Source organism: Caulobacter segnis (genome assembly GCF_003243465.1).
GTDB classification, from domain to species: Bacteria; Pseudomonadota; Alphaproteobacteria; order Caulobacterales; family Caulobacteraceae; genus Caulobacter; species Caulobacter segnis_A.
Genome location: NZ_QFQZ01000004.1, coordinates 91141 through 102592, shown reverse-complemented (window position 1 = coordinate 102592; position 11452 = coordinate 91141). Strand labels below are relative to the sequence as shown.

The window sequence follows — 11452 nt, the reverse complement described above, 5'->3', positions numbered from 1 at the left end:
ACGATCGCCGGCCGGACGTCCCTTCCAAGCCATCGGGTGAGGACAAGTATGGGTGGGGATTCAACGCGGATGATCCAGCGGCGTGTAAAAGTGAGAAGTGCTTGAAATCGTTCGGTTCGATTCCGTCTACGCGGATGATGGAGCGCCGCGAACGCTCGTAGTCCGCCTCTCCTCCCCCTCTGGGGGAGGTGTCGCGGAGCGACGGAGGGGGCCAGCTGGACGCATGCCGCGCTGCCCCCTCCTCCACCGCTGGGCCACCTCCCCCAGCGGGGGAGGAGAATGATCTAGCGCTCCTCCCCCGTCCCCGCGACGGGAGCCATCCTTACATCTCACGGCGAGACGATCGCTGGGCTGCCCGGGTTGCTCAGGGACGACGCCTCGCGCCGCCGCGCGGCGGCCGGCCGAAGGCTGGTCCCTAACCAGCCCGGTCAGCCCAGCACGCTCCAGCCTTCGAGAGATCTAGAACTAGCGCGGCGCCTTCAAACTTAGTTGAGCAGTTCGCTAAAATATTTATCCAAGAGCGCCTTGCTAGGGATCAGTATGTCCCCAGCATTTTTGCCCCTCGACTGCATCACCGGGCCCAACTTTTTCAGTAGAAGCTTTCCTAGCGCCTTTTCAATTGGGATTACCCCGCCGGGTATAAGCTCCTCTGGTGAGGGGCATTCATCCGGATTACGCTTGTAGAGCGTATTCTTTATGTCCTGTCGCTTCGAGTGAAATTTAATAGTGAATTCATTCTGGTTTTCTTGGATCAGCGACTCAATCAAAATTCTTGCATCGCTCTCGCTAATACGCATCACCTCTGAAATATGCTCTTGAGACGCGAAGTACGCCTCGATATCGCTCTTTGTGGTGACAAACAGACGCATGGAGCCCTTGTCCTCTAGGTCGTACTTCTTGATTAGGGCCTCGACCTCTTTGTCGAGCATGAAGTCTCTATCCCTATGTATGATGGTGCGAACTCCGGGTTTAATTCTAGACAAGAACGAGGACATAAGCTTGGCGGCATCCACTTTGCTGCTTGCTTTGTATGAAAAAATATAGAATTCCTCGTCGTTAAGTCCGTTTGAATTTATAAAAGACTTTATATATCGCGTATCATCGTCTTCGGTCCAGAATAGGTACTTATACTCGCCGTTAAGAAGTCTTTCCCCGCGGTCTAGAGCACCGAGATCCATCAAGACTGCAACATCATCCCAGTCTTCGTGAGGCTTGGGCTCGCCATCCTTGACCCAGAATAGGCTCGCTCCCTCGCACTCACTAAACGCGTCGAGCAAGTGTCTGGAATGGGTCGCGATAAGGATTTTGGTATCAGTCTCCTGGGAAATTAGAACGAGTGTTTCTGCTAGGCGCTTTTGATTTGTAGGGTGTAAGTGCGCATCCGGTTCGTCGAGTAACAGTAATTGAGGCTCATACATAGTTATGTAGGCAACAAGCTGTATTGACTGAAGCATGCCGGTTCCTACCATGTCGAGGGGTAGTTCCTTCCCGTCTGCCATGATGACCTTTGAGTCAATTACGAGGTTGTCGGCTTCATTGAATTTGGTAATAACTCGGCACCCGGGAAATACGCGCGAAAGCTTGCCGGAAAAGCTCGTCTTTTTCAATTCAGACTTTTCAATTCTCAGAAGAAGGTTTCTCAGGAATAGGTTTGCGTCTCCCCGGGCAATGCCATTATTCATGACAAGTTCAGACCGATACTCCTCGCGCAGGCTGATACCCGCCAGACCTGGCACATATATCGAAAAGAAGCCTTTGGGATCGGCGATGGCGGCTAGCAGCTGATTTCCACTTGTGCGCGCCTTCACCACTCCATTCCGCCCGCGTGTGAGAAACACAGTTGCATCCGGCACATCGCCATCTTTCTGAGCGTAAAAATCACACTCTATCGAAGTGCCTTCGTGCAGACGCTGATTGTGACAGAGATTCAAGAAATCATCTGTCGGGCAGTATCTCAGTTGCTCCGCTGTAAACTGATCTGATCCGGATATGTTTCTTGCTTGAGCTAGCGCAGCATTGAAATGTATGGCCTGTAAAGTTCAGCTTTTTCCAGAATTATTCCCGCCGACGAACAAGTTTATATTAGTTAGATTTATATCCGCTTGATTTATTCTTTTAAACCTGAGGATGCTGATCTTCTCTATCACAGTGTTGCTCAGGCTTAGCCCGCCCCCAATTCCCACTGGGCTTCCCGCCCTAGTTGTTAGGGTGAGGCCATTGCGATCCGGTTGTAAAGAGCAACACACCCCCTACCCCTCCGCCCGCGTCAGCTTCCAGCGGATCTTCGCCCCCACCTCCGGGCGGACCTGGCTCTTGAGCACCACCTGGCCGGCCTTGCGCGCCAGGCCGTGGTCGAAGTGGGCCGACGGGGCGATCTCGACGTCCACCGCGTCGTTGCGCAGCCACCAGCCGATAGTGTTCGGCCCCCGGATCAGCACGCTCTTGCCGTCGCGGGCGATCGAGGCGCGGGCCTCGGGGTGCAGGTGGAAGCGCACCGCGAACGGTAGGTAGCGGCGCGGGCCGGACGCGGCGTCCAGGTCGAGGGCGGCCATGGGGGTGAGGCTGTCCTCGCCGCGCAGCTCGTCGGCGACGGCGTCGAGGAACAGGCGGCGGGTGTGGGTCAGGCCGACATGCCGCCAGCCGTCGTGGACGATATCCAGCCACACCCCGCCGACATCGTCGTGGCGCTCGGCCTCGACCTTGGTCGCGCCGTCGACCAGCCAGGGCCCCAGGGCCTTGGCGCGGAAGCCGGACAGCGGGCGGCCGGCCGAGCCGTCGCCGACCGAGACGGTCGAGGCGGCGTCGGACAGGCGGAAGGCGTGGGCGCCGGCGGCCTCGGGGCTCCAGCCGCAGCTGGTGATCAGCCGGTCCTTGGCGCAGAGGATCTCGATGGCGGCCGGCTGGGCGCAGGCGGCGACGGAGAGGAATCCGGCGGCGGGCGGCCGGCAGTCGGCGATCAGCTCCAGCGAGCCGCCGACCATCTTCTCATAGCCGCTGTGCGGGGCGCTGTTCAGCGGCCGCGGGCCGGTGTCGTCGTGGGCCAGGGCCGCGGCGATGCGCGCCTGGCCCACCGTCTCGCCGCCGTGGAAGGCCGCCAGCCCGCCGTCGCCGAGGGTGAAGAACCGCGTCGCGGTCGACAGGCGGTCGATAGCGCGGGCGGCGGCCTCGGGCGTTGGCCGGCCGCGCTGGCGCAGGGCGTCGTCGAGGGTCAGCAGGTCGAACAGCAGCTCCACCCCCGCCTCGGGCGAGCGGGTGGCGTGGCCGCCGTCGGGCAGGACGATGCGGTCGATGTGGCGGGCCAGCGCCTTCAGGCCTTTGTCGATCAGGGCGTCGCCCGGCTTGCCGGCCAGGACGCAGCCGGCGATCGTCACGGCGATCGCGCGCTCCAGGGCGCGGGCGGGGATCTTGCGGATCTCGGCCAGGTGCCGGGCCTGGCGGACGAGGTCGCGGCGCAGGTCGGTGGCCTCGGCGTCGCTGGCCTCGGCGGCCAGGGTCCGGGCGGCGCAGGCCAGGTGGAAGACCCGCCGCTCCAGACACTCGGCTCCCCACGAGAAGGCGTTCCACTTGCCGAACACCCGCCGCCAGTCGTCGAGCAGCCGCAAGGCGCGGCGGGCGCCGTCGGGACCGGCCGAAACGAGGTCGGGCAGCCAGTCGAAGCGGTGCAGGCTGACGGCGAAGCGGCGCGAGGGGCTGGCGGTGTCGAACGGATCGCCCGCCTCGCCGATGCGCAGGGAGCCGCCGTCCAGGGCAAGGGTCCCGGCCAGGATGCGGCGGCCGTGGCCGGCGTCGGTCGGCCGGGGGTCGCGGGGATAGGCGGCCAGGGCCTCGACCTTGGTCGCGGCCAGCAGCAGGCGGTGCGGACCCGAGCCGTACCACTCGCGCTCGACCTGGCTGGAAAGCTCGGCCGTCAGGGCCCGCAAAAGAACGCCGCCCCGTCGCCGGACGGGAAGTCGGGAGCCGTTGGCGGAGCGCTTGACGGCTGGGGCCAAGGGGTCAGCCGCCCTTCAGCGCGCGGATGTTGGCGGCGTAGGCCTCGCGGCCGCCCTTGAACACCGCCGAGCCGGCGACCAGGGCGGTGGCCCCGGCGGCCACGCACTGCGGGGCGGTGACCGGGGTGACGCCGCCGTCGACCTCGATGATGATGGGAAGGCCGGCCTTGTCGACCATCTTGCGCAGGGCCTCGACCTTGCGCAGCTGGCCCGGAATGAAGCTCTGGCCGCCGAAGCCCGGGTTCACCGACATGACCAGCAGGAGGTCGACGTCCTCGAGGATCCACTCGACGTGGTCGATGCCGGTCGAGGGGTTGAACACCACCCCCGCCTTGGCGCCCAGCTCGCGGATCCGCTTCAGGGAGCGGTGCAGGTGCGGGCCGGCCTCGGGGTGGATGCTGATCAGGTCGGCCCCGGCGGCGCGGAAGGCCTCCAGGTACGGGTCCGCCGGGCTGATCATCAGATGCACGTCGAACGGGATCTTGGCGTGCGGCCGGATCGCCCGAACGACGTCCGGGCCCAGCGTGATGTTGGGCACGAAATGGCCGTCCATCACGTCGACATGGACCCAGTCGGCGCCGGCCGCCTCGATGGCGGCGACCTCCTCGCCCAGGCGGGCGAAGTCGGAGGCGAGGATCGACGGGGCGATGATCGGCGCGGTCATGACCCTGGGATAGCGACCCTGAGTCGCTCTGTCATCCCGGACAGGACGGGTTAAGCGCAGAAATGCCCAAGCTTGGGCGTCGGTTCAGCGCTTGCGGAACCGCGCGGCGAAGAAGCCGTCCTGGCCGCCGTCCAGCTGGTGCGGCAACAGGCGCAGGGTCCCGCGCGCGGTCAGGCTGGCTTGCGGCGCGCCGCCTTCGCCCGGCTGGATCGGGTCCAGCGCCATGTCGGGGCGGCGGGCGAGGAAGGCCTCGACCTGGGCCTCGCCCTCCTCGGGCTCCAGCGAGCAGACGCAGTAGACCAGGCGACCGCCGGGCTTGAGGCGGCCGGCGGCGCTGTCGAGGATGCGGGCCTGGACGTTGGCGAGGCTCGCGACATCGCCCGGCCGTGCGGCCCACAGCACGTCGGGGTGACGGCGGAAGGTGCCGGTGGCGCTGCACGGGGCGTCCAGCAGGATGGCGTCGAAGGTCCGGTCGTCCGCCCACGCCGCGGCGTCGGCGGCCACGACCTGGGCTTCGAGCCCGGTGCGGGCGAGGTTCTCCTCCAGCCGCTTGAGGCGGGCGGACGAACGGTCGAGGGCCACGACCCGCGCGCCGGCGGCGGCCAGCTGCAGGGTCTTGCCGCCGGGCGCGGCGCAGAGGTCCAGCGCGGCCTCGCCGGCCTTCACGTCCAGCAGGCGCGCGGGAACGGCGGCGGCGGCGTCCTGCACCCACCAGCTCCCGTCTTCAAAGCCCGGCCAGGCGGCGACGTCGCCCTTGCGGCGCACGCGCAGCGAGCCGCCGGGCAGGATCTCGCCCTCCAGCGCCTGCGCCAAGGCGTCCGCGTCGGCGCCGGGCTTCAGGGAGAGGTCGGTGGCCGGCTCCAGGGCGATCTGGTCGGCGATCTCGCGAGCCGTGGCCTCGCCGAACGCGGCGACCCAGCGCGAATAGAGCCAGGGCGGGGCTAGCAGTGTGGGATCGTTGCTGGGCGGAGCGTCGCGCAGCAGGCCGCGCAGCACGGCGTTGACCAGGCCCTTGAACGGGCGGCTGGTCTTGTTGGCCGCGGCCAGTTCGACCGAGGTCGCCACGGCGGCGAAGGCCGGCACCTCCAGGTGGAAGGCCTGGGCCGCGCCGAGGCGCAGCAGGTTCATCACCCGGTCCGGCGGCGCCTTCTGCAGGCGCGCGGCCAGGGCGCGGTCGATGGGGCCGAGGTGGCGCAGCACGGCCATGGCCAGGGCGCGCGCGAAGGCGCGCTCGCGCGGTTCGAGGAAGCGGAAACCGTTGGCCGAGGCGGCTTCGTCGAGGCCGCCGCGCCGCGACAGGGCCGCGTCGATCAGGGTCAGGGCGGCTTCCCGGGCGGGGAGGCCGTCGTTCAATTCTTGAGTCACCGCCCCGCCGTGCCAAGAGGCGGGCGCGAGCGCAAGCGGATTCGACGCGGACCCGGTGGCGAGGCGCCGGGCTCGGGTGTTAAACTGGCCCCATGTCCGACACGCCCGAAACCCCCGTCGACGCCATCCCCGAGGTCCCCGGCGCCGCCCCCGGCAAGGCCCTCAGCCCCGCCGCTCGCCGCGCGCTGGAGGAGGCCGCCGCCCGCCGCGCGGCCGAGGACGCCCTGTCCCTGCCCCCCGAGCAGGGCGGCCGCGACGGCCCCGAGCCGACCCGCTTCGGCGACTGGGAGAAGAAGGGCGTGGCGGTCGACTTCTAGGCAGTAATCACCCGGCGCCGCGTTCGCCCTTTCTTCGCGGCGGAAAGTGTCGCTAACCTCTCCGCATAGCCTTGGGGAGGTTTTCGTCTTGCGCCTGTTCGCCCGTCTCGCCGCCAGTTTCGCCGCCGGCCTTCTGCTGGTCGCGCCGGTGGCCCAGGCCGCTCCGCCGAAGACCAAATCGGTCGCCGCCCGCGCCCTGGCCGCTGGCGCGGTGGCCTCGCCAGACCGCTTCGGGGCCTTGGCCGCCCAGGAGATCCTCAAGGCCGGTGGCAACGCGGTCGACGCGGCGGTCGCGACGGGCTTCGCCCTGGCCGTCACCTATCCCGAGGCCGGCAACCTGGGCGGCGGCGGGTTCATGACCGTCTACATGGACGGCAAGCCCTACTTCCTCGACTACCGCGAGACCGCCCCGGCGGCGGCCACGGCGGACATGTACCTGGGTCCCGACGGCCAGGTGATCGAGGGTCTGTCGCTGTTCGGCAACCTGGCCGCCGCCACGCCCGGCACGGTGCGGGGTCTCGCCATGGCCCACAAGCGGTTTGGCAAGCTGCCCTGGGCGCGGGTGCTGGCCCCGGCGATCCGCTACGCCCGCGACGGCTTCCTGGTGAACGACCAGTTCGCCGGCATGCTGACCGACGAGGTTCCGCCCGAGTTCAAGACGACCAATTTCAGCGCCTACTTCCCGCCGACCAAGGCCGGGACGATCTTCAAGCAGCCCGAGCTGGCCGCCACGCTGACCCGGATCGCCCAGCAGGGCGACAAGGGATTTTACGAGGGCAAGACCGCCGAGCTGATCGTGGCCCAGATGGCGCGCGGCGAGCACAAGGGCCTGATCACCAAGGCCGACCTCGCCGGCTACAAGGCCGTCTGGCGGGCGCCCGTGACGGCCAAGTGGCGCGGCTATGACGTGGTCACCGCGCCGCCGCCCAGCTCCGGCGGGATCGCCCTGATGCAGCTGCTGCTGATGAAGCAGGACGCCGCCCCCCTGTTCAAGGGCCAGGCCCTGAACGGCGAAAAGTACGTCCACCTGGTCTCGGAGATCGAAAAGCGCGTCTTCGCCGACCGGGCGGAATATCTGGGCGACCCGGACTTCGTGAAGGTCCCGGTCTCGAACCTGATCGACCCCGCCTATGTGGCCAAGCGCGCCAAGGAGATCGATCCGGACAAGCCGTCGGCGACCAAGTCCGTCTCGCCGGGCCTCGGCAAGCTGCAGACCACGCACTATTCGATCGTCGACAAGTGGGGCAACGCCGTCTCGAACACCTACACGATCAACGGCTGGTTCGGCTCTGGCGTGGTCGTCGAGGGCGCCGGCTTCCTGCTGAACGACGAGATGGACGACTTCTCGGCCAAGCCCGGCGCGCCCAACATGTTCGGGGTCGTGGGCGGCAGCGCCAACGCGATCGGCCCGCTGAAGCGGCCGCTGTCCTCGATGACGCCGACCATCCTGACCAAGGACGGGCGCGTGGCCATGGTGATCGGCACGCCCGGCGGCTCGACGATCTTCACCTCGGTGTTCCAGGTGCTGGCCAATGTCTACGACCTCAACCTGTCCCTGAAGGACGCCCAGAAGCAGCCGCGCTTCCACCACCAGCTGCTGCCGGAGAACACCATCATCGTCGAACAGTTCGCGCCGCCGCCGGCGGGGGTGAAAGCCGCGCTGGAGGCCAAGGGCTACAAGTTCGTCGAGCACTCGCGGATCGGCGACATCGCGGCCATCCAGGTTCTGGGGCGGACGCCGGTTCCGGAAGCCGACCCCAGGGCGCGGGGTGTGGGGATGGTGGTGCGGTGATGGCTGAGCGCGAGCCCTTTCATCGCTCGTTCGGATACTCGATCCAGGATTCGATCGACGGTTTGCTCAACGAACTGGAGATAGACGCGGTCGGTATGTGGCAGATCGTACCGAAGGGTCGAGTTGATTTCGGTCTGGAAGGATCGGAGCTTGCGGACTTCGTCCGCCGGCATGTGTCCGCGCTAGTTTATGCTGGCGCGCTACCGCAGATGATCAAATTTTGCGATGGGCAGAAACAGTGGGTTCCCGATCCGAAATACGGAACGGATCGAGAGGGGATCATTGAGCGTGTCATGAATGAATGGCTAGCAGATCCGATCGATCCCGATGTCGGGGGTCTCTGGTTCCAGACGCCTTAATCCTCCTTCCCCCTTGATGGGGGAAGGGGTGGGGATGGGGGTGATCGCGGAGGCGACCGCAGAGAGCGGCGTTGACCGCTGCAGTCACCCCACCCCTACCCCTCCCCATCAAGGGGAGGGGAGAGATCTTACACCCCCGCGATCTCCGCGATCACCTTCAGCGCCGCCTCGCGCGGGTCGTTGGCCGCCGTGATCGGGCGGCCGCAGACCAGGTGACTGGCGCCGGCGCGGATGGCGGCTTCGGGGGTGGCGGCGCGGGCCTGGTCGTTCTTGGCCGCCCAGAAGGGGCGCACGCCGGGGGTGACGATCAGGAAGCCAGGACCGGCGATCTCGCGGGCCAGGGCGGCCTCTTGCGGCGAGGACACGATGCCGTCGACGCCGCAGTCGAGGGCCTGGCGCACGCGACGCTCGACCAGTTCGCGGGCGCTGAAGGCGTAGCCCATCTCGATCAGGTCGGCGTCGGTCAGGCTGGTCAGAACGGTGACCGCCAGGATCTTCAGCGAGGAGTCGCCGCGCGCCTGCACGGCCGCCTTCATCACCTGGGGCTCGGCGTGGACGGTCAGCAGGTCACAGCCGCTCTGGGCCAGGACGCGGGCCGAGCGTTCGACCGTGGCGCCGATGTCGTGGAGCTTCCAGTCGAGGAAGATCTGCTTGCCCGAGGCTTTCAGTTCGCGGGCCAGGCTCATGCCGTCGCTGGCCAGCAGTTCCAGGCCGATCTTGTAGAAGCTGACCGCGTCGCCCAGGCGCTCGACCATGTCGCGGGCCTCCTCGACGGTGGGCAGGTCCAGCGGCACGATCAGGCGCGGGTCGGCGGTCATCTTTAGTCCCCGGGGTTGGCGCGCGTCATCGTCCGCTCTAGGACAGAGCCAAGCTTGGGCGCGATCTGAAAGGTAGGGACGTCGAATGACCGAGGCCAAACTCGCCGTCAACTTCTTCGTCGCGCTGTTCGCGCTGATCGACCCGATCGGCAACGTGCCGCTGTTCGCCGCCGCCACCCTGGGCGCGGCCGCCGCGGGCCGGCGGATGGTGGCCGTCTATATCGGCCTGTTCATGACCGCGTTCCTGATCTTCTTCTATTTCACGGGCGTCGGGCTGCTGGCCTTCTTCGGCATCTCGATGCCGGCCTTCCGGATCGCCGGCGGCATCATCCTGTTCATTCTCGGCCTGGACATGGTGCGCGACGACTTCACCACCATGTTCGCCGACGCGGCCGAGGGCCTGGAGGACCAGTCGCCCCGCGCCTACGCCCGCCAGCGGTTCGAGCGGCTGATCGTCCCGTTCGCCATGCCGCTGCTGATCGGGCCGGGCGCGATCTCGACCGTGATCATCTATGCGGCCGAAGCCAAGCCCCTGGGCCTGGCCGGAGCCGGCATCGGGGTGGCGGTGATCGCCGCAGTCTCGGCCGTGGTCGTGGCCGCCTTCTGGGCCGCGCCGCTGATCAGCCGCGCCCTCGGCCGGATCGGCATGAGCATCGTCGTGCGGGTGCTGGGCCTGATCCTCTGCGCGCTTGCGGTGCAGTTCGTCATTGTCGGGGTCGGCGACGCCACGCGCGGCCTGATCCGCTCCGACGCCAAGGCCCCTTACGCGGAAAAGAAGTAGCCGCGCGTCTGGACAGGCGCGGGAGACAGCGCCCATATCCTCGCCATGCGCGCTTACGATGCCGACGTGATCATCGCCGGCGCCGGCATGGCCGGCGCCACCCTGGCCCTGGCCCTGAAGTCCGGCGGCCTCAAGCCCCTTCTGGTCGATCCGCAGCCGTTCGACGCCCAGCTGGCGACGACCTTCGACGGCCGCAGCTCCGCTATCGCCTATTCCTCGTTCCGCCAGTGGCGGGCGATCGGCGCCGGCGAGAGCCTGGAGCCGCACGCCCAGCGCATCGAGCAGATCCTGGTCACCGACGGTCGCACGCCCGGCGCGGCGGCCCGCAAGCCGTCGGCCGCGTTCCTGCGCTTCGATTCCAGCGAGATCTCCGGCCGTATCGACGGCGAGCCGCTCGGCTACCTGGTCGAGAACCGCCAGATCCGCGCGGCGCTTTCGAAAGCGGTGATCGAGAAGGACATCCCGGTCATCGCGCCGATGTCGGCCAAGAACCTGGAGGTCGCCGACGGCGCGGCCCGCCTGATCCTGTCGGACGGCCGAGCGCTCACCGCGCCGCTGGCGGTCAGCGCCGAAGGGCGCGGCGCGGCCTTGCGCCAGGCGGCCGGCATCGGCCACATCGGCTGGGGCTATGGCCAGAGCGGCGTGGTCTGCACCGTCAAGCTGGAGCGCCCGCACGAGGGCGTGGCCCACGAATATTTCCTGCCCAGCGGCCCGTTCGCCATCCTGCCGCTGACCGAGAACCGCGCCAGCCTGGTCTGGACCGAGAGCACCGCGCGCGGCGAGGCCCTGCGCCACGCCTCGCCCGAAATGTTCCACGCCCACCTGATGCGCCGGTTCGGCGACTTCCTGGGCCAGGTCGAGGTCGTGGGGCCGACCTTCGTCTATCCGCTGTCGCTGCTGCTGGCCGAACGGCTGACCGCGCCCCGCCTGGCCTTGATCGGCGACGCCGCCCACGGGGTGCACCCGATCGCGGGCCAGGGTCTGAACCTGGGCCTCAAGGACGCTGCGGCGCTCGCGGAAGTATTGGTCGAGGCCGTGCGCAACGGCGAGGACATCGGCGCCGAGGCGGTGCTGGAGCGCTACGCCCGCTGGCGCCGGTTCGACACCGTGACCAACGCCCTGGCCTTCGACGCCTTCGTGCGGATCTTCTCGAACGACAATCCGCTGCTGCGCGTGGCGCGCGGCGCCGGCCTGGCGGTGGTCAACCGCATCGCCCCGGCGCGCCGGTTCTTCATGCACGAGGCCGGCGGCGGGGTGGGGGATTTGCCGAAGCTGCTGCGGGGGCAGAGCCTCTAAGGCCCCCTCCGCGCCTTCGGCGCTCCTCCCCCATAGGGGGAAGAAGGATATCGCGAACCTTCTGCCCCCTC

11 protein-coding genes are annotated in these 11452 nt (G+C 67.6%); 6 read left to right on the top strand and 5 right to left on the bottom strand.

From position 1 onward, the window contains the following. The first annotated feature begins 326 nt into the window (after positions 1–326). Positions 327–419: a hypothetical protein gene (locus DI526_RS02660; protein WP_304273767.1), complete on the top strand. Its 93-nt coding sequence runs from the start codon at positions 327–329 to the stop codon at positions 417–419. A 66-nt stretch (positions 420–485) separates the two neighbouring features. On the opposite strand, the gene DI526_RS02655 is transcribed toward DI526_RS02660, so the two are convergent. From DI526_RS02655 to DI526_RS02640, 4 genes are all read right to left on the bottom strand, one after another. Then, positions 486–1808: an AAA family ATPase gene (locus DI526_RS02655; protein WP_304273761.1), complete on the bottom strand. Its 1323-nt coding sequence runs from the start codon at positions 1806–1808 to the stop codon at positions 486–488. Between the two features lie 441 nt (positions 1809–2249). After that, the gene (locus tag DI526_RS02650) at positions 2250–3989 is read right to left on the bottom strand and encodes a heparinase II/III family protein (RefSeq protein WP_304273759.1); all 1740 of its coding nucleotides are present in this window, start codon (positions 3987–3989) and stop codon (positions 2250–2252) included. Positions 3990–3993: 4 nt separating this feature from the next. Then, the gene (rpe, locus tag DI526_RS02645) at positions 3994–4653 is read right to left on the bottom strand and encodes a ribulose-phosphate 3-epimerase (protein ID WP_304273757.1); all 660 of its coding nucleotides are present in this window, start codon (positions 4651–4653) and stop codon (positions 3994–3996) included. Between the two features lie 84 nt (positions 4654–4737). Next, a complete protein-coding gene (locus tag DI526_RS02640) occupies positions 4738–6018 on the bottom strand; it encodes an RsmB/NOP family class I SAM-dependent RNA methyltransferase (RefSeq protein WP_304273754.1) in 1281 nt (426 codons plus the stop codon). Between the two features lie 92 nt (positions 6019–6110). On the opposite strand from DI526_RS02640, the gene DI526_RS02635 reads away from it, so the two are divergent. From DI526_RS02635 to DI526_RS02625, 3 genes are all read left to right on the top strand, one after another. Further along, positions 6111–6335: a DUF1674 domain-containing protein gene (locus tag DI526_RS02635; protein ID WP_304273753.1), complete on the top strand. Its 225-nt coding sequence runs from the start codon at positions 6111–6113 to the stop codon at positions 6333–6335. A gap of 88 nt (positions 6336–6423) precedes the next feature. Then, positions 6424–8127, top strand: a complete 1704-nt coding sequence (gene ggt / locus DI526_RS02630) for a gamma-glutamyltransferase (RefSeq protein WP_304273751.1) — start codon at positions 6424–6426, stop codon at positions 8125–8127. Next, a complete protein-coding gene (locus DI526_RS02625) occupies positions 8127–8486 on the top strand; it encodes a hypothetical protein (RefSeq protein WP_304273750.1) in 360 nt (119 codons plus the stop codon). Before ggt ends, DI526_RS02625 begins: the two co-directional genes overlap by 1 nt. A 128-nt stretch (positions 8487–8614) precedes the next feature. On the opposite strand, the gene pyrF is transcribed toward DI526_RS02625, so the two are convergent. Next, positions 8615–9304 carry an orotidine-5'-phosphate decarboxylase gene (pyrF, locus tag DI526_RS02620; protein ID WP_304273748.1) on the bottom strand — a complete coding sequence of 230 codons (690 nt, stop codon included), beginning with the start codon at positions 9302–9304 and terminating at the stop codon, positions 8615–8617. Between the two features lie 85 nt (positions 9305–9389). Here pyrF and DI526_RS02615 point away from each other — a divergent pair, with 85 nt between their 5' ends. Both DI526_RS02615 and DI526_RS02610 read left to right on the top strand, forming a co-directional pair. Continuing rightward, positions 9390–10085, top strand: coding sequence for a MarC family protein (locus DI526_RS02615; protein WP_304273746.1), 696 nt, complete (start codon positions 9390–9392; stop codon positions 10083–10085). A gap of 45 nt (positions 10086–10130) precedes the next feature. Continuing rightward, positions 10131–11381 (top strand): UbiH/UbiF/VisC/COQ6 family ubiquinone biosynthesis hydroxylase, encoded by a 1251-nt coding sequence (locus DI526_RS02610; RefSeq protein WP_304273744.1) that lies wholly within the window; start codon positions 10131–10133, stop codon positions 11379–11381. Positions 11382–11452 lie beyond the last annotated feature (71 nt).

Bases quoted from the DNA above. Each gene is read 5' to 3' on its own strand.
- rpe (WP_304273757.1), bottom strand. From the start codon at position 4,653: ATGACCGCGCCGATCATCGCCCCGTCGATCCTCGCCTCCGACTTCGCC.
- DI526_RS02635 (WP_304273753.1), top strand. From the start codon at position 6,111: ATGTCCGACACGCCCGAAACCCCCGTCGACGCCATCCCCGAGGTCCCC.
- DI526_RS02625 (WP_304273750.1), top strand. From the start codon at position 8,127: ATGGCTGAGCGCGAGCCCTTTCATCGCTCGTTCGGATACTCGATCCAG.
- pyrF (WP_304273748.1), bottom strand. From the start codon at position 9,304: ATGACCGCCGACCCGCGCCTGATCGTGCCGCTGGACCTGCCCACCGTC.
- DI526_RS02615 (WP_304273746.1), top strand. From the start codon at position 9,390: ATGACCGAGGCCAAACTCGCCGTCAACTTCTTCGTCGCGCTGTTCGCG.
- DI526_RS02610 (WP_304273744.1), top strand. From the start codon at position 10,131: ATGCGCGCTTACGATGCCGACGTGATCATCGCCGGCGCCGGCATGGCC.